At 73.2% G+C, this 19,562-nt stretch carries 16 protein-coding genes and 2 pseudogenes; 10 read left to right on the forward strand and 8 right to left on the reverse strand.

Going from position 1 to position 19,562, the window contains the following annotated elements; all coding sequences use genetic code 11:
• Nucleotides 1-45 precede the first annotated feature (45 nt).
• The 3 genes from FA014_RS09135 to FA014_RS09145 all read right to left on the reverse strand — a co-directional run bounded on the left by FA014_RS09135 (nt 46) and on the right by FA014_RS09145 (nt 3,543).
• Complete coding sequence (locus FA014_RS09135; RefSeq protein WP_230322997.1) at nt 46-780, reverse strand: signal peptidase I; 735 nt, start codon at nt 778-780, stop codon at nt 46-48.
• Nucleotides 781-805: 25 nt separating this feature from the next.
• Nucleotides 806-1,429 carry a hypothetical protein gene (locus tag FA014_RS09140; protein WP_154729379.1) on the reverse strand — a complete coding sequence of 208 codons (624 nt, stop codon included), beginning with the start codon at nt 1,427-1,429 and terminating at the stop codon, nt 806-808.
• A 101-nt stretch (nt 1,430-1,530) separates the two neighbouring features.
• Complete coding sequence (locus FA014_RS09145) at nt 1,531-3,543, reverse strand: putative bifunctional diguanylate cyclase/phosphodiesterase (RefSeq protein ID WP_230322998.1); 2,013 nt, start codon at nt 3,541-3,543, stop codon at nt 1,531-1,533.
• Nucleotides 3,544-3,760: 217 nt separating this feature from the next.
• On the opposite strand from FA014_RS09145, the gene FA014_RS09150 reads away from it, so the two are divergent.
• The 4 genes and pseudogenes from FA014_RS09150 to FA014_RS09165 all read left to right on the forward strand — a co-directional run bounded on the left by FA014_RS09150 (nt 3,761) and on the right by FA014_RS09165 (nt 8,421).
• Nucleotides 3,761-4,441 carry a PilZ domain-containing protein gene (locus FA014_RS09150; protein WP_154729380.1) on the forward strand — a complete coding sequence of 227 codons (681 nt, stop codon included), beginning with the start codon at nt 3,761-3,763 and terminating at the stop codon, nt 4,439-4,441.
• A gap of 77 nt (nt 4,442-4,518) precedes the next feature.
• Nucleotides 4,519-5,475: pseudogene (locus FA014_RS09155) on the forward strand (DEAD/DEAH box helicase); the annotation flags it as partial.
• A gap of 446 nt (nt 5,476-5,921) precedes the next feature.
• Nucleotides 5,922-8,132: a DEDD exonuclease domain-containing protein gene (locus FA014_RS09160; RefSeq protein ID WP_154729381.1), complete on the forward strand. Its 2,211-nt coding sequence runs from the start codon at nt 5,922-5,924 to the stop codon at nt 8,130-8,132.
• Nucleotides 8,133-8,139: 7 nt separating this feature from the next.
• Nucleotides 8,140-8,421 carry an Lrp/AsnC family transcriptional regulator gene (locus tag FA014_RS09165; protein WP_154729382.1) on the forward strand — a complete coding sequence of 94 codons (282 nt, stop codon included), beginning with the start codon at nt 8,140-8,142 and terminating at the stop codon, nt 8,419-8,421.
• Nucleotides 8,422-8,755: 334 nt separating this feature from the next.
• Here the strand turns inward: FA014_RS09165 and trpD are convergent, their stop codons facing one another.
• Complete coding sequence (gene trpD / locus FA014_RS09170) at nt 8,756-9,808, reverse strand: anthranilate phosphoribosyltransferase (protein ID WP_154729383.1); 1,053 nt, start codon at nt 9,806-9,808, stop codon at nt 8,756-8,758.
• Entirely contained in the window at nt 9,805-10,227 is a 423-nt protein-coding gene (locus FA014_RS09175) for a response regulator (RefSeq protein WP_154729384.1), read from the reverse strand. The genes trpD and FA014_RS09175 overlap by 4 nt, the downstream gene beginning before the upstream one ends.
• A 196-nt stretch (nt 10,228-10,423) precedes the next feature.
• Here FA014_RS09175 and ctaE point away from each other — a divergent pair, with 196 nt between their 5' ends.
• The 5 genes from ctaE (at nt 10,424) to FA014_RS09200 (ending at nt 15,615) form a co-directional block, all read left to right on the forward strand.
• Nucleotides 10,424-11,062 carry an aa3-type cytochrome oxidase subunit III gene (gene ctaE / locus FA014_RS09180; protein WP_442861500.1) on the forward strand — a complete coding sequence of 213 codons (639 nt, stop codon included), beginning with the start codon at nt 10,424-10,426 and terminating at the stop codon, nt 11,060-11,062.
• A 55-nt stretch (nt 11,063-11,117) separates the two neighbouring features.
• Nucleotides 11,118-11,921, forward strand: coding sequence for a cytochrome bc1 complex diheme cytochrome c subunit (gene qcrC / locus FA014_RS09185; RefSeq protein WP_154729385.1), 804 nt, complete (start codon nt 11,118-11,120; stop codon nt 11,919-11,921).
• Nucleotides 11,918-12,943 (forward strand): cytochrome bc1 complex Rieske iron-sulfur subunit, encoded by a 1,026-nt coding sequence (gene qcrA / locus FA014_RS09190; protein ID WP_154729386.1) that lies wholly within the window; start codon nt 11,918-11,920, stop codon nt 12,941-12,943. The genes qcrC and qcrA overlap by 4 nt, the downstream gene beginning before the upstream one ends.
• Nucleotides 12,940-14,679: a cytochrome bc1 complex cytochrome b subunit gene (gene qcrB / locus FA014_RS09195; RefSeq protein ID WP_154729387.1), complete on the forward strand. Its 1,740-nt coding sequence runs from the start codon at nt 12,940-12,942 to the stop codon at nt 14,677-14,679. The genes qcrA and qcrB overlap by 4 nt, the downstream gene beginning before the upstream one ends.
• A gap of 306 nt (nt 14,680-14,985) precedes the next feature.
• Nucleotides 14,986-15,615, forward strand: a complete 630-nt coding sequence (locus FA014_RS09200) for a superoxide dismutase (RefSeq protein WP_154729388.1) — start codon at nt 14,986-14,988, stop codon at nt 15,613-15,615.
• Between the two features lie 150 nt (nt 15,616-15,765).
• Here FA014_RS09200 and FA014_RS09205 read toward each other — a convergent pair whose 3' ends face one another.
• From FA014_RS09205 to ctaC, 3 genes are all read right to left on the reverse strand, one after another.
• Nucleotides 15,766-16,164, reverse strand: coding sequence for a cytochrome c oxidase subunit 4 (locus FA014_RS09205; protein WP_154729394.1), 399 nt, complete (start codon nt 16,162-16,164; stop codon nt 15,766-15,768).
• 65 nt (nt 16,165-16,229) lie between these two features.
• Nucleotides 16,230-18,047 (reverse strand): aa3-type cytochrome oxidase subunit I, encoded by a 1,818-nt coding sequence (ctaD, locus tag FA014_RS09210; protein WP_154729389.1) that lies wholly within the window; start codon nt 18,045-18,047, stop codon nt 16,230-16,232.
• Nucleotides 18,047-18,946 (reverse strand): aa3-type cytochrome oxidase subunit II, encoded by a 900-nt coding sequence (gene ctaC, locus FA014_RS09215; RefSeq protein ID WP_154729390.1) that lies wholly within the window; start codon nt 18,944-18,946, stop codon nt 18,047-18,049. Before ctaC ends, ctaD begins: the two co-directional genes overlap by 1 nt.
• Before the next feature lie 254 nt (nt 18,947-19,200).
• Here ctaC and FA014_RS09220 point away from each other — a divergent pair.
• Nucleotides 19,201-19,562, forward strand: a pseudogene (locus FA014_RS09220) (aminotransferase); the annotation flags it as partial.

Consider the following 19,562-nt stretch of genomic DNA (forward strand, 5'->3'; position numbering starts at 1 on the left):
CCGCCGCCGCCCGCCGCGTCACCGCGCGCCCCGGCGGCGCCGCGGTCAGCCGAGCAGGAGCGCATCGTCGTGCCGGTCGCGTGCGGAGGGCCGGCGTTCGCCGGCGGCCCGGCGCGCCCGCCGGTCGTCGAGCAGGGACAGCACCTCGAGCGCCGCCAGCGCCGCGAGCGGCGGCACGAGCATCACGGCGCGGCCCTGCGCGGACCCGGCCCAGTCGAGCACCCAGCCCCAGCGCGGGTAGACGTCGAGGATGATGCCGCGCACCTGGCTCAGCGGGGTGGCGTTCGGGTCGGGCCGGGTGTTGGCGTCGCCCTTGGTGTAGATGTACGGCCGGGTCAGCGCCTCGCCGGTCTCGGGGTCGTAGGCCTGCACCATGCGGCCGGTCGCCTCGTCCTGCTGGAGGACGGGCAGGTTGCGCAGCGCGACGATCCGGTGGGTCACCAGCTGGTCGCCGCCGGCCGGCCAGAACGTGGCGACCTGCCCGACGCGCAGCTGCGACGGGTCGTCGATCCGGCGCATGACGACGGCGTCGCCCGCGTCGAACGAGCCCTGCTCGGGGCCGGACATGGACCCGGACGTGACGATGAGCAGCCGCTGCCCGTTGGCCTGGAACCACAGCGGGACCGCGAGCGAGGTGGCGTAGCCGAGCCCGCACACGACGATGACCGTCCACAGCGCCGTGCGCAGCGCGCGGCGGCCGCGGGACTGCGGGGTGGCGTGCCGGGGCCGCTCCGGGTGGGGTGCCCGGCGCTCGACCGCGGGGGCCGGCCTCCTGGTCATCTGCGTCTCAGCGCCTCCGACGGGCTCAGCGGTGCGGGTCGGTGGGGTCCTGCTCGGCCGCGAACGTCAGCTGCAGGTCGGCGCTGGCGTTCTGGTACTCGTTGCCGATGGTGTCCGGGACCGACACGCGGACGCACAGGTCCTCGGCGGCGGCGGAGATCAGCGACCGGCCGATCGGGACGATCTCGGTGGCGGTGCCCGCGAGCCCGGCTCCGGACGTCCCGATCGGGGTGGCGCCGTCGACGCCCGCGGCGGTGCACTGCGCGGCGGGGAGGGCGTACACGTCGAGGGACAGGGTCCCGGCGAGGTTCTTGGCGTCGCTGGTGGCGGCGTACTGCACGCCGTACACGAGGGCGAGCGAGCCGGCGTTGGTCACGGTGACCGGGCTGTAGATCTCGTCGCCGGGTGCGAGGTTCCCGGGCGGCAGCGTGAAGGCGGCGTCCTCGCCGGCCTCGACGTCGACCGAGCCCGTGATGATCCCGGAGCGGCCGGTGTCGTCGTTGTCCGTGAAGATCGCGGACGTGACCAGCGAGGTCATGCCGAGGGCGGCCATGCCGAGGATCCCGGCGGTCGCGACCAGGCGGCGGCGCCGTGCCGGGTCCCGCCGCGGCGGCGGGGGCGTGATCATCTCGCGGAGCAGCTCGTCCATCCGGGTGGTCATCCTCACGGGTGATCGGAACGGGTGTTACCAGGGCCTATCGGACGAATGGTCGCGCACCTTGAGGCGATCTGCCCGATTCGCGAGTGAAGTCATGTGACGGCGTGTCGCGAGGCGGGGTCACGCGGCAGGTCCTCGGGCCGCAGCCGGTCCGGCGGGACGGCGGGGGAGTACAGGTAGCCCTGCGCCTGGTCGACGGTCAGCCGGCGGAGCGACTCGGCGGTGGTGGCGTCCTCCACGCCCTCCGCGACGACCTGGAGGCCGAACGAGTGGGCGAGGTCGACCATCGCCTTGACGATGACCTCCGACCCCCCGCGGCCGGTGGCGGCGAGGTCGGAGACGAACAGCCGGTCGATCTTGAGGCCGTGCACCGGCAGGTCGCGGAGCTGGGAGATCGAGGTGTTGCCGATCCCGAAGTCGTCGATCGACACGCGGACGCCGGCGTCGCCGAGCCGGTGCAGGACCGGCACGACCCGGGACGGGTCGCTGACCAGGGCGGTCTCGGTGATCTCGACCTCGAGCAGCTCCGCCGGGACGTCGTGCCGGGCCAGCAGGTCCTCGATGACCTCGACGACGGCGTGCGAGGTGACGTCGTGCGCGGACAGGTTGACCGCGACCGGCACGGGGTCGCCCTGGGTCTGCCAGGCGGCGAGCTGCGCGACCGACACCCGCAGGGCGTACCGGGTGAGGTCGTGGATGAGCCCGGACTGCTCGGCGAGCGGCACGAACAGGTCGGGCGGCAGCATGCCGCGGGTGGGGTGCCGCCACCGCATGAGCGCCTCGAGGCCGACGGTCCGGCCGGTGCGCAGGTCGATCTTCGGCTGGTAGTGCAGCTCGAGCTCGTCGTCGACGCCGAGCGCGCGGTGCAGGTCGCCGAGCAGCACGAGCCGGGCGGGGGAGGAGTCGTCCTCCTCCGGGGAGTACACCGAGACGCCGAGCCGGTGCGTCTTGGCGGTGTACATGGCGACGTCCGCCATCCGCATCAGCGACGACGCGTCGTCGGCGTGGTCGGGGAGGCAGGCGACCCCGATCGACGTGTCGACGTGCAGAGCGAGGTCGCCGAGCATGAACGGCGGCACGAACAGCTGCCGCACCCGGCGCGCCGCGGCGTCGGCGTCGGCGACCGAGCGCACGTCCGTGAGCACGATGGCGAACTCGTCGCCGCCCAGCCGCGCGACCATGTCGTCCTCGCGGAGCGCGCCGCGCAGCCGCTGGGCGACCTGCTCCAGCAGCTCGTCGCCGCGGTCGTGGCCGAGGGAGTCGTTGATGTCCTTGAACCGGTCGACGTCGAGCAGCGCGAGGCCCACCGTCGTCCCGGTCGCCTCGGAGTCGCCGATGGCCCGCTCGAGCTTGTCGGCGAGCATCCGGCGGTTCGGCAGGCCGGTGAGCGAGTCCAGCAGCGCGAGGCGGGCGTTCTCCAGGGCGGACGACTGCAGGCGGCGGGACGCGTTCCACACCGTCCGGAACAGCAGCAGCCAGAGCAGGACCAGGCCGCCGACGACCACGAGGGTCACGGTGCGGGTCGCGCTGGCGACGGCGTCGGTGGTCCCCTGGTAGTCGAGCATGACCTCGGCGGCGCCGACCACGACGCCGTCGTGGAGCACCGGGACGTACACGTCGAGCAGCGTCGACTCCGAGCCGCCGAACTCCTCGCCGCGGACCTCGGTCACGACCCGGGCGTCGGGCTCGCGCTGCCGCACCGCGTTGTCGAGCCGCTCGCCGTCGGGGAACCCGGTGGCGTCGGCCTGCGAGTCGTAGAGCAGCGTCGAGTCGACGGTCCACAGCCGCAGCCGGCGCAGCTCGCGGAAGCCGGCGACCTGCTCCGAGACGGCGGCCGTCTGCTCGGGCGCCAGGACGCCGATCGTGAACGCCTCCTCCGGCACCGAGGCGGAGGCGTACGACTCGATGCTGCGGGCCAGCGCGATGCCGTCCCGCTGCGCCTGGTCCCGCATGACGTTGCCGGTGACCCAGACGAGCGCCACGCCGAGCGCGAGCATGGCGACGACACTGACGACGGCGAAGTACCGGGTCAGGGGCCAGCGCCGGGTCGGGGTGGGCAGCTCAGCCTCGTCTGCTCGGAGGGCACGGCCGGCGCGGGTCCGCACCGGTCTACGGGGCCGAGGGTAGGGGCCGCTGCCGGAAATGGCGAGAAAATCCGCGTTGCGGGCGTTTCTCCTGGTTTGCCCGGCGCGTCCGTCGATCGGGTGAGAACCCGGCCGACACGGCCGGCCACCCGTTCGGGTCACGTCCCGGCGCCCGGCCGCGGGGTAACGTCCACCCCGCCCTCGCCCTGCCCCCACCTCCCCGGACGGACCTGCCTGGATGCACGAGCTCGCGCTCTGCTCGGTCGAGCACGACGGCCACGCCGTCCTCAGCGGCTACGTCCGCACGTTCGAGGACGGCGTGCTCTGGGCGGGCTTCGAGGGCATCGTGCGCGGGGTGTCCGAGGGCGACGTCTACCTGCTCCGGGTGCTCGACGACGCGCGCGGCGAGTGCGTCTACCAGGGCGAGGTCGCCCGGATCACGGCGGACACCGTGGCGTTCGTCGGGGTCGAGCTGCTGTCGACGCTGCAGAAGCGGGCGGTCGCCCGGGTGGCGGTGCACGTCGAGGTGCAGGGGCTCGCGCGGCTCGCCGCGGCGCCGGACGAGCACGGTCACGGCGGTGCGCCGGACGCCCCGGCGGAGGCCGCCGCCGAGGACGCCCCGGTCGACCGCGAGGCCGACGAGATCCCGTTCGTGTTCACCGTCCTCGACGTCTCGGCGCACGGGATGCGTATGATGAGTCAGACCGAGCTGCCTGTCGGCAGCGAGGTGAGGTTCGTCTTCCCCGAGCTGTCCGCCGCGTTCTGGCTGCAGGCGGTCGTCGTCCGTGCCCAGCCATCGCGCTCCGGGACGCACTACGGCTGCCGGTTCGTGGAGACCTCCACCCGGGAGACGGACGAGCTGTTCTCCTACGTCCTGCGCACGCAGGGCGCCCAGCGCCGCCAGCAGAAGCTCGCCTGACCGAGCCGCCGGCGCCGGTCGCCGCCCCGCGCGCAGTGGCCGCGGACCCCCGACCACCGCCGGAAAGGCGCCCCTTCATGCCTCGTTTCACCGACCTCGGTGTGCCCGCCGCTCTCGCGCAGTCCCTCGCGCAGCGCGGGATCACCGACCCGTTCCCCATCCAGACCGCCACGCTGCCCGACACGCTCGCCGGGCGCGACGTGCTCGGCCGCGGCCGCACCGGCTCCGGCAAGACCATCGCGTTCGCGCTGCCGGTCGTCGCCCGCCTCGCGGACTCGAAGTCCCAGCGCGCCAAGGCCCGCCCGCGCGCGCTGATCCTCGCCCCGACCCGCGAGCTCGCCACCCAGATCCACGCCACGGTCGAGCCGCTCGCGGCCACGGCCCGCCTGTCGTCGACCACCGTGTTCGGCGGCGTCGCGCAGAGCCGCCAGGTCAGCGCGCTGAACGGCGGCATCGACATCCTCGTCGCCTGCCCCGGCCGGCTCGAGGACCTCATCAAGCAGGGCCTGTGCTCGCTGGAGTCGGTGGAGATCACCGTGCTCGACGAGGCGGACCACATGGCCGACCTCGGCTTCCTGCCGGTCGTGAAGCGGCTGCTCGACAAGACCCCGCGCGGCGGTCAGCGGCTGCTGTTCTCGGCGACGCTCGACAACGGGGTCGACACCCTGGTCAAGCGGTACCTGGACAAGCCGACGACGCACTCGGTCGACCCCGAGGTCGCGCCGGTGTCGACCATGACGCACCACGTGCTCGCGGTCGCGGACGCCGACGCGAAGAAGGAGGTCGTCCGCGAGCTCGCCTCCGGCACCGGCCGCCGCGTCCTGTTCACGCGCACCAAGCACCAGGCCAAGAAGCTCGCGAAGCAGCTCACCCAGGACGGCGTCCCCGCGGTCGACCTGCAGGGCAACCTCGGCCAGGGCGCGCGCGAGCGGAACCTCGCGGCGTTCACCTCCGGCGAGGTGAAGGTGCTCGTGGCGACCGACATCGCCGCGCGCGGCATCCACGTCGACGACGTCGAGCTGGTCGTGCACGTGGACCCGCCGGCCGAGCACAAGGCGTACCTGCACCGCTCCGGGCGCACCGCACGCGCCGGCTCCGGCGGCGACGTCGTCACCGTGATGCTCCCCGAGCAGGCCGGCGACGTCCGCGACCTCACCCGCAAGGCCAAGATCACCGCGACCCCGCAGCGCGTCGCGCCGGGCCCGGAAGGCGTCGTCGCGCTCGACGGCGAGCCACAGCGGCCCGGCCCCGGCCGTGACCCGGCGCCGGGGGGCGAACCGGCGCACCGCCGCGAGCGACGCCGGCACCGCGGCCGGGTCCAACGCGCCGAGCACCTCCGCGGCGAGCGGCAGGACCGCCGCCCGCACGGCGTCGGGGACGGCGTCGGGGGCGGGCGCGGACATGCGCGTCACCCTACGGGTCCCCAGGTGGGGGCGGGGTCGCGGCGGGCGTGTCGGAGGGCGCGGCTAGCGTGCGGCGCATGGTCCACCGGTCCCCCGTCCCGCCCCGCCCCGACCTCGCGGCGCCGCAGACCGGCCGGCCCGTGCAGGTCACGCTCGACGACATCGGCACCCCGCTGCACGACGTCACGTTCGTCGTGGTCGACCTGGAGACCACCGGCGCCGCCCCCGGGGCGTCCGCCATCACCGAGGTCGGCGCGGTCAAGGTCCGGGGCGGCGAGGTGCTGGGCGAGTTCCAGACGCTGGTCGACCCCGGCGGCCCCGTGCCCGCCCAGATCCAGGTGCTCACCGGCATCACCACCGCGATGGTGATCGGGGCCCCGCGGATCGCCGAGGTGCTGCCGTCGTTCCTCGAGTTCGCCCGGGGCTCCGTCCTGGTCGCGCACAACGCCCCGTTCGACGTCGGCTTCCTCAAGGCCGCGGCGGCCGAGACCGGGCACGCCTGGCCGGGCTTCGCCGTCGTCGACACCGTCCGGCTCGCGCGCCGGGTCGTCACCCGGGACGAGGCGCCCAACCACAAGCTCAGCACCCTGGCCGGGCTGTTCCACGCGACGACGACGCCCGAGCACCGCGCGCTGGCCGACGCCCGCGCCACCGTCGACGTGCTGCACGCGCTGCTCGGCCGGCTCGCCCCCCTGGGCATCACGCACCTGGAGGACCTGGCGACGGCCGCCGACGCCGTGCCGGCCGACGTGCGGCGCAAGCGCACCCTCGCCGACGGGCTGCCCGACCTCCCCGGGGTCTACCTGTTCCGCGGGCCGAAGGACGAGGTGCTGTACGTCGGCACGTCGACCTCGCTGCGCAAGCGCGTCCGGTCCTACTTCACCGCGGCGGAGAAGCGGTCCCGGATGCGGGAGATGGTCCGCGTCGCGCAGGCCGTCACCCCGGTCGTGTGCGCGACCCGGCTCGAGGCGCAGGTCCGCGAGCTCCGGCTGATCGCCGAGCACGACCCCCGGTACAACCGGAGGTCGCGCTCCCCCGAGCGGATGCCGTGGGTCCGCCTCACCGCCGAGGCGTTCCCGCGGCTGTCCGTCGTGCGCGAGGTCCGCGACGACGCGACGCACATCGGGCCGTTCGCCTCCCGCGCCGCGGCGCAGTCCGCCGTGGAGGCGCTGCACGACGCGTTCGCGATCCGGCGGTGCACCGCGCGGCTGCCGCTGGTCCCGGCGCCCGGCGCCAGCGCGTGCCACCTCGCCGAGATCGGCCGCTGCCCCGCCCCGTGCGTCCGGCCGGAGGCCGCCGCGGAGTACGCGCAGACCGTCGCCGGCGTGCGCGACGCCATGCTCGCCGACCCCGCGGTGGTCGTCGGCGCGCACACCGCCCGGATCGACGCCCTCGTGGGCCAGGAGCGCTTCGAGGAGGCCGTGACCGTGCGCGACCGGCTCGCCGCGTTCCTCCGCGGCTCGGCGCGGTCCCAGCGCCTCGCGCCGCTCGCGGCGTGCGCGGAGCTGGTCGCAGCCCGGCGCACCGACGCCGGCGGGTGGGAGGTCGTGCTCGTCCGGCACGGCCGGCTCGCCGGGACCGCCCTCGTCCCGCGCGGCGACGACCCGATGCCCGCCGTGGAGTCGCTGCGCGTCACCGGCGAGCACGTGCCCGCGCCCGTCGCGCCCGCACCCGCCGGGCACCCCGAGGAGGCCGATCTCGTGCTGGCCTGGCTCGGGCGGCCCGGGGTGCGGATCGTCAGCGTGAGCGAGCCGTGGGCGTACCCGGTGCGGTCCGCGCAGGCGCGCACCGACCCCGCCGACGCCGTCGCGGCCGGGCGCGAGTCCGCCGCGGCGGCCGTGGACGCGGCCCTCGGGGCGGTGGACGACGCTGGTGAGGCCGGGGTCGACGCGGGCGTCGCCGCGGGCGCGGACGTGGCCGGCGGCGCCGGTGCGGGTGCCCAGGCTGGGGCTGACGCCCGTGCCGGTGCAGGGGCCGGTGCGGCGGGCCGGGGCGCGGCCGGACGGGGTGCGACCGCGGAGGCGCGCGCGGAGCGGGACGCCCGGTTCACGGTCGAGGCGGCGGAGGCCGGGGCGGGGTTCGGGCTCGGCGGGGCGTCGGGGCTCGGCGGGCCGTCGGGGCTCGGCGGTGCGTCGGGGCTCGGCGGCGCGTCGGGGCTGAGCGGGGCAGCACGCCTCGCGGACGTGCCCGGGCTGCGCCGCGCGCCGGACCTGCGGGTCCCCGGCCCGGCACCCGACGCGACGCACGGGTCCGAGGACCCCGCCGCGGGGGCCGCCGGCGCGGCATGATGGCCCCATGCTGACCGCCATCGTGCACATCGACACCGAGGCCGACCGGATCCCCGAGGCCGCCGCCGCGATCGCCAACATCCCGGGCGTGAGCGAGGTCTACTCCGTCACCGGCGGCGTCGACCTGATCGCCATGGTCCGGGTCCGCGAGCACGAGGAGCTCGCCGACATCATCGCCGACCGGGTCAGCAAGGTGGACGGCGTCGTCCGCACCCAGACGTTCATCGCGTTCCGGACGTACTCGCAGCACGACCTCGAGCAGGCCTTCGCCCTCGGCATCGAGGACTGACCGACCCACCGGCCCGCAAGCCCCCGGCCACCCGGCCCCCAGGCGGCCCCGGCCAGCGCGCGCCCGGCCGGGAGCGACCTGCGCCGCGTCCCCCCGCGTCGAGGGGGTACCCGACGCGTCGAGCGAGTAGTCGCCGACTACTCGCTCGACGTGTCGGCTGCTCGCTCGTCGGATCGCCCTGAGCGGGGTGCACCGGGCACGCCGGTCCCTCGCGCTGGAGCCCTTCGGCCGCCGAGTGCGCAGTCGACACGCCGAGTGTGCATCCGGCGGATGCACACTCGACGTGTCGGCTACCCCGTCGGTGCGCGCAGCAGGCAGCGCGCGGCGCCGCGCGTCAGGCCGAGGCCGCGCGCCAGCGCTCCAGCACGTCCGCCGCGGCGCCCGAGTCGACCGCCCGGGCCGCGTGGTCCAGCCCGGCACGCAGCCGCGCGACCAGGTCGCCGCCGTCCGCGCCGGTCCCGGGCAGGCTGCCGTCGGCCACCAGGGCCGCGGCGGCGTTGAGCAGCACCGTCTCCCGGGACGCCACCGCCTCCCCCGCGAGGACGGCGCGCGCGACACCGGCGTTGAACGCGGCGTCCGCGCCCCGGAGGTCGGCGACGGTGACGGGGGTGAGTCCCAGGTCGGCGACGGGGTCGAGCGCGTGCTCGGCGACGGCGCCGCCCGTCACGTGCCACACCCGCGACGTGCCGGTGGGGGCGAGCTCGTCCAGGCCGTCGTCGCCGCGGAACACCAGCGCCTCGGTGCCGCGCCGCGCGAGCACGCCCGCGACCAGCCCCGCCATCCGGGGGTCCGCCACGCCGATGGCCGCGGCGGCCGGCTGCGCCGGGTTGGTCAGGGGCCCGAGGAAGTTGAACACCGTCTTGATGCCGAGGTCCCGGCGGGCGACGGCAACGTGCCGCATCGCGGGGTGGAAGGTCAGGGCGAAGCAGAAGGTGATGCCGACCTCGGACGCGAGCTGCGCGACGCGCTCGGGGGTCTGGTCGAGCCGGATGCCGAGGGCCTCGAGCACGTCGGCCGACCCGGAGGACGACGACGCCGCCCGGTTGCCGTGCTTGACCACCCGGACGCCGGTGCCCGCGACGACGACGGACGCCATGGTGGACACGTTGACGGTGTGCGCGCGGTCGCCGCCGGTGCCGACGATGTCGACGGCACGGCCGGGGACCTCGAACCGCAGGGCGTGCGCGAGCATCGTGTCGGCCAGCGCGGTCAGCTCGGCGACGGTCTCCCCCTTCGCCCGCAGGGCGGTGAGGAAGCCGGCCACCCGGGCGGGTGAGGCGGACCCGGACATGATCTCGTCCATCGCCCACGCGGTCTGGGCCTCGTCGAGGTCGCTGCCCTCGACGAGCGTGGTGAGCAGGTCGGACCAGGTGACCTGCTCGGTCATGCCGCGGGGGTCCGGGCGAGCAGGCCCACGACGGCGTCGTGCAGCTCGACCGGGTCGAGGGGCTGGGAGACGACGGCGTCCGCGTCGGACCAGGCGGCCAGCCACGCGTCCTGCGGCCGGCCGGTGAGCACGAGCACGGGCGGGCAGCGGAAGACCTCGTCCTTGACCTGGCGGGCGAGGGCCATGCCGCCGACCTTGGCGGCCTCGCCGTCGAGCACGAGGAGGTCGTACGCCCCGGTCTCCGCCTGCTCGAGCGCGGCCTGCGGCGTGGCGACCTCGCTCCACCGGATGTCCGGGGCACCGCGCCCGAGCCGGCGGCCGACGCCCAGGCGCACCTGCGCGCGGGTGTCGACGTCGTCGCTGTAGAGCAGGATGCGCGGGCCCTCGGCGGGCGCGGCGGGAGTGGCGTCAGCGGCCATGGTGGTCCTTCGCTCGTGCGGGGGGACGTGTCGCGCGCGTCCCTGCCCTGCATCTTGGCACGACCACCGACACGCCGGTCGCGACGCTCCGACCTGCCCGCGAACACGCGGAACGAGGTGACGATGTGACAGAAACCTCGGCGACGTGCGGGGACTAAGGACCCATGCACACGGGTTTTCGGCCATACTGACACGCGTGACGACCGCAACGGCTGCCCCCGCCTCCGCTCCCCACGTGAGCGTCAACCGACCGAACCCCGTGTCGGTCGGGACGATCGTGTGGCTGGCCTCGGAGCTCATGTTCTTCGCGGGCCTGTTCGCGATGTACTTCACCCTCCGCGCGACGGTGCCGGAGGAGTGGGCGGTGCAGACCGAGAAGCTGAACGTCGGCTTCGCGATGGTCAACACGACGGTGCTGATCCTGTCGTCGGTCACCTGCCAGATGGGCGTGTGGGCCGCCGAGCGGTTCCAGCCCGTGCGCTCCGGCTCGCTCCTGAACGTGCGCGGCTGGGGCATGAACGAGTGGATGACGCTCACCTACATCATGGGCGCGTTCTTCATCGGCGGGCAGGTCTTCGAGTACGCCGAGCTGGTCCACGAGGGCCTCACGATCTCCTCCAGCCCGTACGGCTCGGTGTTCTACCTGACCACCGGCTTCCACGGCCTGCACGTGGTCGGCGGCCTCATCGCCTTCCTGTTCCTGCTGGGCCGCTCGTTCACCGCGAAGCGGTTCGGCCACCACGAGGCGACCACCGCCATCGTGACCTCCTACTACTGGCACTTCGTCGACGTGGTGTGGATCGCGCTGTTCGCGACCATCTACCTCATCAAGTGACCAGCGGCACCACCCCCGCACAGCCCCCCGCAACGCCCGAGACGAGGATCCATCCGTGAAGGCACTCGCCGCCCGCAGGCACCACCGGTCAGCGCCGGTCGTGCTGCTCCTGCTGGCGCTGCTGCTCACCGGAGCGGTGTACGCGATCGCCCAGCCCGCCAGCGCCGACGCGGCGCAGGCTGCGGCGAGCGAGAGCGACATCGCCACCGGTCAGAAGCTGTTCCAGGCCAACTGCGCCACCTGCCACGGCGTCAACGCCGAGGGCCGTGAGGCCGTCGACGGCGGCGCCGGCGGCCCCTCCCTCATCGGCGTGGGCGCCGCCGCCGTCGACTTCCAGGTCGGCACCGGCCGGATGCCCGCGCAGATGAACGGCGTGCAGGTCCAGGCCAAGCCGGTCCAGTTCGACGACGAGGACATCGCCCAGCTCGCGGCCTACGTCGCGTCGCTCGGCGCCGGCCCGGCGATCCCGACGGCGGACCAGGTCGACCCGGCCAAGGGCGACGCGGCCAACGGCATGGCCGTGTTCCGCACGAACTGCGCCATGTGCCACAACGCGGTCGGCGCCGGCGGTGCGCTGTCCCAGGGCAAGTGGGCGCCCGCGCTCACCGACACCACGCCCACCCACATCTACGAGGCGATGCTGACCGGCCCGCAGTCGATGCCGGTGTTCAACGACGCCAACATCACCTCGGCCGAGAAGCGCGACATCATCGCCTACCTCGACGAGCAGCGCGACGGGTCGCCCGGCGGCCTGACGCTCGGCTCGCTCGGCCCCGTCAGCGAGGGCCTGTGGGCCTGGGTCGTCGGCATCGGCGTCCTGATCGGCGCCTCGGTCTGGATCGGAGCCAAGTCCTCGTGAGCACGCACCACGACCCCTCGACCGACGTCACCACGCACGGCGACGGTCCCCTGCCCGAGCGGTTCGAGGACCCGGGCCTGCACGAGCACCGCGCCCGGGTGGGCGACACCGACCCGAAGGCGCAGAAGCGCGCCGAGAAGCAGGTCGTCGTCCTCTTCACGATCTCGATCCTCGGCACCATCGGCGCGATCGTCGCGTACGCGCTGGTGCCCCCGGGCGAGACCGTCGGCACCATGCGGCTGTCGAACCTGCTGCTCGGCCTGGGCCTGTTCCTCGGCCTGGCGGGCATCGGCCTCGCCGCCGTGCACTGGGCCAAGTCGCTCATGAACGACCACGAGCGCGCCGAGGACCGGCACCCCACCGCCTCCTCGGAGCCGGTGCGGATCGCGGCCGTCGAGGCGCTGCGCGAGGGCGCGAAGGACTCCGCCATCGGGCGCCGCGGCGTGCTGAAGGGCGCGATGGTCACCTCCCTCGCGCTGTTCCCGCTGGCGATCGCCGTGCCGCTGGTCGGCAACCTCGGCGGCAACTGGGACGTCTCGGTGTCGAAGCGCACGCTGTGGCGCCGCGGCACCCGCCTGACGATCGACCCCTCCGGGCGCCCCATCAAGGCCGCGGACGTCACCATCGGCTCGGCGTTCCACGTCATCCCCGAGGGCCTCGAGGAGACCGAGAACCCGCTGGACGAGAAGGCGAAGGCCGTCGTCCTCATGGTCCGGATGGACCCGCGCGACCTGAAGTCCGAGCAGGGCGAGGGCTGGAGCTACGACGGCATCGTCGCGTTCTCCAAGATCTGCACCCACGTCGGGTGCCCCGTCGCCCTCTACGAGCAGCAGACGCACCACATCCTGTGCCCGTGCCACCAGTCGACCTTCGACGCCTCCGACGGCGCCAAGGTGGTCTTCGGCCCCGCGCACCGCCCGCTGCCCCAGCTGCCGATCACCGTCGACGACGAGGGCTACCTCGTCGCGCAGGACGGCTTCAACGAACCCATCGGCCCGTCCTTCTGGGAGCGCCTCACGTGAGCACCGTCGACTCCCCCCCGGCACCCCCGACGCGGGGTGCTCGTGCGGCGGCAGGGGCCGCCGACTACCTGGACCAGCGCACCGGCATCGGCAACGCGGTCAAGGAGTTCGCGCGCAAGATCTTCCCCGACCACTGGTCGTTCCTGCTCGGTGAGATCGCGCTCTACTCGTTCGTGGTGCTGCTGATCTCGGGCACCTTCCTGACGATGTTCTTCGTGCCCTCGATGACCGAGGTGCACTACCACGGGCCCTGGGCCGCGATGGACGGCGTGCAGATGTCCGAGGCGTTCGCCTCGACGCTGCGCCTGTCGTTCGAGGTCCGCGGCGGTCTGCTCATGCGGCAGATCCACCACTGGGCCGCGCTGCTGTTCATGGCGTCGATCGTGACGCACATGATGCGCGTGTTCTTCACGGGTGCGTTCCGCAAGCCGCGCGAGCTGAACTGGCTCGTCGGCTTCACGCTGATGATCCTGGGCCTGCTGGCCGGCTTCTCCGGCTACTCGCTGCCCGACGACGTGCTGTCCGGCAACGGCCTGCGCATCGCCGACGGCGTGGCCCGCGCGATCCCGATCCTCGGCTCGTACATCTCGTTCGCGCTGTTCGGCGGCGAGTTCCCGGGCACCGAGCTGATCCCCCGCCTGTTCACGGTGCACATCCTGCTGATCCCGGCGCTGATCCTCGCGCTGATCGGCCTGCACCTGCTCATGGTCGTGCTGCACAAGCACACGCAGTACCCGGGCTCGGGCCGGACCGACAAGAACGTCGTCGGCTACCCGCTGTTCCCCGTGTACGTGGCCAAGGCCGGCGGCTTCTTCTTCGTGGTCTTCGCGGTCATCGCCCTGATGGCGGCGACCATGACGATCAACCCCGTGTGGAACTACGGCCCGTTCGACCCGGGCGTCGTGTCCGCGGGCGCGCAGCCCGACTGGTACATGCTGTTCCTCGAGGGCGGCCTGCGCCTGATGCCGGGCTGGGAGTTCGTCATCGGCCAGTACACGGTCTCGATGAACATCCTGATCCCCGGCGTGGTCATCCCCGGCCTGCTGTTCACGGTGCTCGCGCTGTGGCCGTTCATCGAGGCGTTCGCCACCGGCGACACCCGGGAGCACCACGTGCTGGACCGCCCGCGCAACGCGCCGTTCCGCACCGCGTTCGGCGTCGCGTTCCTCACCGCGTTCTTCATCCTGGTGCTGGCGGGGTCCAACGACCTCATCGCGACGCACTTCCACCTGTCGATCAACGACATCACGTGGACGTTCCGGGTGCTGTTCTTCGTGGCGCCGCCGCTGGCGTTCTGGATCACGAAGCGCATCTGCCTGTCGCTGCAGCGCAAGGACCGCGAGCTGGTCCTGCACGGCCACGAGACGGGCCGCATCGTCCGGTTCGCGTCCGGCGAGTACATCGAGGTGCACAAGCCCCTCGACGCGCACGAGCGGTGGCTGCGGGTGCAGCACGAGCCCCGCCGCCCGCTCGAGATCGAGCCGGCCGAGGACTCGCGCGGCGTCCGCCGCAAGGGCTACCGGATCGACGCGGCCCGGCGCCGGCTGTCGAAGGTCTTCTACGAGGACCGGGTCGAGCCCGTCACGCCGGCGGAGCTCGCCGCGGCCCAGTCGCACGGCGGGCACGACGCCCTGCCGCTCGCGCACACCGAGCGCGAGGAGCTGACGGCCGGGTCGACCGGCAGCCGGCACCTCGCCCCCGAGCCCGAGGACACCGAGGGCACCCAGCGCCACTGAAACAGGCGCTGACCTGGGGAATCATCCCGAGCGCCCGGTCGTTGCACCGGGTGGGCGAGACGATCTTCCGACAGACGACCCGCCCGGGTCGCACCGGCCACGCGCCGGAGCGGCCCGGGCGTCGTCGTCCCCGGGGGTCGCCGGACCCGCGACGTGCCACGAGCCGGTCCCCCGGCCCGGGAGGCCGGGAAGCACCCGGTCGTGGTACGACAGAGGAGGTGCGTCCGCCCGACGGCGGGGCGCACCTGCTGCGAAGACGCCTGCCGCGGCGAACCGACGCCGCGGCCTGAGCTCAGAGAGGCACTGATGGCTGACTACACCCTTCCGGACCTGCCCTACGACTACGCGGCGCTGGAGCCGCACGTCTCCGGCCGCATCATGGAGCTGCACCACGACAAGCACCACGCGACGTACGTGGCCGGCGCCAACACGACGCTGGAGAAGCTCGCGGCGGCCCGGGAGTCCGGCGACTTCGCGGCCGTGGCCGGCCTGGAGAAGACCCTGGCCTTCAACCTCGGCGGGCACGTGAACCACTCCGTGTTCTGGGAGAACCTCTCCCCCGACGGCGGCGACAAGCCGGTCGGCGAGCTGGCCGCGGCGATCGACGAGTTCTTCGGCTCGTTCGACAAGTTCCAGGCGCACTTCACCGCCAACGCCACGACCATCATGGGCTCCGGCTGGTCGATCCTCGCCTGGGACTCCCTGGGCGAGAAGCTCGTGATCGTGCAGCTGTACGACCAGCAGGGCAACATCCCGCTGGGCATCGTGCCGATCGTCGTGCTCGACATGTGGGAGCACGCGTTCTACCTGGACTACGTCAACGTCAAGGCGGACTACGTCAAGGCGTGGTGGAACATCGTGAACTGGGCGGACGCCGGCGAGCGCTTCACCCGCGCGCGGACCCAGACCTCGGGCCTGATCGTCCCGTCGCTCTGAGCGCGTCCTGACGGCCGGGACAGGCCGGTCCGCCCCTCCCGGGCGGGCCGGCCTCTCTCGTGCCCGCAGCGGGCCGTCAGCGGCGTCCTGCGGAACGCGGAAGGGCCGGGCACCCCGTGGGGTGCCCGGCCCTTCGTGCCGTGCGGTGCGTCAGTGCGCGTGCTGGCCGCGGGAGAACTCGAAGATCCACCCGACGAGGCCGATGACGCCCAGCGCGCCGCCGATGACCAGCAGCCACCAGCCGATGGCCATGCCGAGGAACGCCAGCGCGCCGGCGAACGCGATCGTGATCGGCCACCAGCTCCACGGGCTGAACACGCCCTGGTCGCCCGCGCCCTCGGCGATCAGCGCCTCCGGGTCGTCCTCCGGGCGGGCGTCGATCCGGCGGGAGAGCAGCAGCAGGTAGCCGCCGATCATGCCCACCAGGCCGCCGACCAGCGGGATGCCGACGGTGCCGACGGGCTCGCCGCCGCTCCACCAGGCGTAGATCAGGCCGATCGGGATGAAGAACAGGATCCCGCCCAGGAACAGGTAGGGCTCCACCTTCATGGCGTGCCGGGGACGCTCGCCACCGGCCACCGACGGCTTCGCGCCGCCGAACTCGTCGAGCCTGCTCACTTGTCCCGGCCCTCCTGGTCGTCGGTGTCACGCGGGCGGTCGTCGACGATCGTGGCGGAGGACTGCTCCTCCTGGCCGCCGCCGTTCTGGACCCGGTCGCGGGCCACGCCCTGCTCGCCGGTGCGCTCGGACTCCCAGTCGAAGAACCCGGGCTCGGGCTCGACGTGGTCCATGGCCGCCACCTCGGGGTGGTGCAGGTCGAACGCGGGGCGCTCGGACCGGATGCGCGGCAGCGACGTGAAGTTGTGCCGCGGCGGCGGGCAGGAGGTCGCCCACTCGAGCGACTGGCCGTAGCCCCACGGGTCGTCCACGGTGACCTTCGGCGCCCGGCGCCAGGTGATGTAGACGTTCCACAGGAACGGCAGCGTGGAGATCGCGAGGATCATCGAGCCGATGGTGGACAGCTGGTTCATCCAGGTGAACCCGTCCTCCGGCGAGTAGTCCGCGTACCGGCGGGGCATGCCGATCGCACCCAGCCAGTGCTGGATGAGGAACGTCATGTGGAAGCCGACGAAGAGCAGCCAGAAGTGCACCTTGCCCAGGCGCTCGTTCAGCATGCGGCCGGTGAACTTGGGCCACCAGTAGTACATGCCGCCGAACATCATGAACACGACGGTGCCGAACACCACGTAGTGGAAGTGCGCCACGACGAAGTAGGTGTCGGAGACCTGGAAGTCGAGGGCCGGGCTGGACAGGATGATGCCGGTCAGGCCGCCGAACAGGAAGGTCGTCAGGAAGCCGATCGTCCAGAGCATCGGCGTCTCGAACGTGAGCTTGCCGCGCCACATCGTGCCGATCCAGTTGAAGAACTTCACGCCCGTGGGCACCGCGATGAGCATCGTCATCAGCGAGAAGAACGGCAGCAGGACGGCGCCGGTGACGTACATGTGGTGCGCCCACACGGTGACCGACAGGGCGGCGATCGCGATGGTCGCGTACACCAGGCCCTTGTAGCCGAACACCGGCTTGCGGCTGAACACCGGGAGGATCTCGGTCGCGATGCCGAAGAACGGCAGCGCGATGATGTACACCTCGGGGTGGCCGAAGAACCAGAACAGGTGCTGCCAGAGGATGGCACCGCCGTTCTCGGGGTTGAAGACCTGCGCGCCGAGGCGGCGGTCGGCTCCCAGCGCGAACAGCGCGGCCGCCAGCGGCGGGAACGCCATCAGCACCAGCAGGCTCGTGATGAGCGTGTTCCAGGTGAAGATCGGCATCCGGAACATGGTCATGCCCGGCGCGCGCATCGTGACGATCGTGGTGATGAAGTTGACCGCACCGAGGATCGTGCCGAAACCGGTCAGCGCGAGGCCGAACACCCACAGGTCCCCGCCGGCGCCCGGCGAGTACACGGAGTTCGACAGCGGCGCGTAGGCGAACCAGCCGAACGACGCCGCGCCCTGCGGGGTCAGGAAGCCGCCCGCGGCGATCAGGCCGCCGAACAGGTACAGCCAGAACGAGAACGCGTTCAGCCGCGGGAACGCGACGTCCGGCGCGCCGATCTGCAGCGGCATGATGATGTTCGCGAACGCGGAGAACAGCGGCGTCGCGAACAGCAGCAGCATGATCGTGCCGTGCATCGTGAAGAGCTGGTTGTACTGCTCCTTGCTCTGCACGATCTGGATGCCGGGCTCGAACAGCTCGGCGCGGATCAGCAGCGCCATGATGCCGCCGACCGCGAACCAGATGAACGCGGCGATCATGTACATGTAGCCGATGGTCTTGTGGTCGGTCGACGTGACCCACTTGACGATCGTGCGGCCCAGGGTCTGGCGGCGGGGCTCGAGCCCCGGCACGACCTCGACGGTGGCGGCCATCAGTTCGCTCCCTCTTCGCCCTCGGCGTCCCCGCCACCCTCACCGGTGACACGGACGTCCTGCAGGCGGTTGTACTCGAGACCCAGCTGACCGTCCTGGCCGGCGTCCCGCAGCTCCTCGATGTGCGCGTCGTACTCGTCGCGCGACACGACCTTCACGTTGAACAGCATCGACGAGTGCTCCTCGCCGCAGAGCTCGGCGCACTTGCCGACGTACTCGCCCTCGACCTGCGGGACGACCTGGAACGTGTTGGTGCGCCCGGGGATCATGTCCTGCTTGTAGAGGAACGCGGGCACCCAGAACGAGTGGATGACGTCGCGGGAGTCGAGCACGAACTCGACGCGCTCGCCGACCGGCAGGTACAGCGTCGGCTGGTCCGCGAGGACGCCGGTCGCGCCGACCTCCTGGGCGTGCTGGCCGGTGTCGTACACGTCGGAGTCGACGTAGTTGAAGTCCCAGCTCCACTGCTTGCCGATCACCTGGACCGTGAGGTCCGGCTCGGCGGAGGTGTCCTGGATCTCCGTCATGTCGCGCGCCGTGTAGTAGAACAGCACGCCGACCATGATGATCGGCAGGATCACGTACATGATCTCCAGCGGCACGTGGTACCGCAGCTGCACGGGGAGCTGGTCGTCGTCCTTGCGCTTCCGGTACACCGTGACGCACCAGAGGATCAGGCCCCAGACCAGGATGCCGACCAGCAGGGCGGCCACCCAGGAGCCGACCCACAGGTTCGTGATCCGGCCGGTCTGGTTCGTGATCTCGTTGTCGGAGTCGCCGGGCAGCCAGCCGCGCTGGGCCTCGGGCGAGCATCCGGCGAGCGCCAGGGCGACGGTCGTCGCGGCGCCCGCGACGGCCAGTCGGGTCCGCCAGGGGCGGCGGGGGGTCTGCGAGCGCACCGGGGGCCTTCCACGTCGGTCCCCGTCGCGCCCGACACCGCACCGTGCGTCGCCCGACAGGGAAGTCACCTAGGACCTATGTCCTCGATCCCGAGCAGCGTAGCGCGCTGGTCGGCTTGTCGTGGCCTCAGAACCGCCCGTGGGCGCCACTTTGTGACGCAGTGTCATCTGGATCACGTCCCTGACCGGCCCGGGCGCGGGCCACGGGTCCCTCGGCCCGCGGGGCGGACCGGCGCGGCCGCTACCGTGCCCGGGTGACCGACTCCCCCACCGCCGCCCGCCGCGTCGTCCTGGACGCCGGCGGCCGGGCGCCCGTGCTGCCCGCCGCGCGCGAGGCCTACCTCGCCGCGCTCGACGAGGGCTGGGCCGACCCGCGCCGGCTGCACACCGAGGGGCGACGCGCCCGCGCGCTGCTCGACGGGGCGCGGGAGGCGGTCGCGGCCCTGGTCGGCGCGCGCACCGAGGAGGTCGACCTCGCGCCCTCGCACACCGCCGCGCTGCACGGCGCGGTGCTCACGGTCGCCCGGGGGCGGCGGCGCGTCGGGTCCGGGGTGGTGGCGTCGGCCGTGGAGCGGCGGGCGGTGCTGGACGCGGCGGCGGCGGTCGGCGGCGGAGC

This window comes from Cellulomonas hominis, assembly GCF_005239125.1.
GTDB lineage: Bacteria > Actinomycetota > Actinomycetes > Actinomycetales > Cellulomonadaceae > Cellulomonas > Cellulomonas hominis_A.

What these genes read in the sequence shown, in the direction of transcription:
- FA014_RS09135 (WP_230322997.1), bottom strand. Translation starts at nt 780, where the DNA reads ATGACCAGGAGGCCGGCCCCCGCGGTCGAGCGCCGGGCACCCCACCCG.
- FA014_RS09140 (WP_154729379.1), bottom strand. Translation starts at nt 1,429, where the DNA reads ATGGACGAGCTGCTCCGCGAGATGATCACGCCCCCGCCGCCGCGGCGG.
- FA014_RS09150 (WP_154729380.1), top strand. Translation starts at nt 3,761, where the DNA reads ATGCACGAGCTCGCGCTCTGCTCGGTCGAGCACGACGGCCACGCCGTC.
- FA014_RS09160 (WP_154729381.1), top strand. Translation starts at nt 5,922, where the DNA reads ATGGTCCACCGGTCCCCCGTCCCGCCCCGCCCCGACCTCGCGGCGCCG.
- FA014_RS09165 (WP_154729382.1), top strand. Translation starts at nt 8,140, where the DNA reads ATGCTGACCGCCATCGTGCACATCGACACCGAGGCCGACCGGATCCCC.
- trpD (WP_154729383.1), bottom strand. Translation starts at nt 9,808, where the DNA reads ATGACCGAGCAGGTCACCTGGTCCGACCTGCTCACCACGCTCGTCGAG.
- FA014_RS09175 (WP_154729384.1), bottom strand. Translation starts at nt 10,227, where the DNA reads ATGGCCGCTGACGCCACTCCCGCCGCGCCCGCCGAGGGCCCGCGCATC.
- FA014_RS09200 (WP_154729388.1), top strand. Translation starts at nt 14,986, where the DNA reads ATGGCTGACTACACCCTTCCGGACCTGCCCTACGACTACGCGGCGCTG.
- FA014_RS09205 (WP_154729394.1), bottom strand. Translation starts at nt 16,164, where the DNA reads ATGAAGGTGGAGCCCTACCTGTTCCTGGGCGGGATCCTGTTCTTCATC.
- ctaD (WP_154729389.1), bottom strand. Translation starts at nt 18,047, where the DNA reads ATGGCCGCCACCGTCGAGGTCGTGCCGGGGCTCGAGCCCCGCCGCCAG.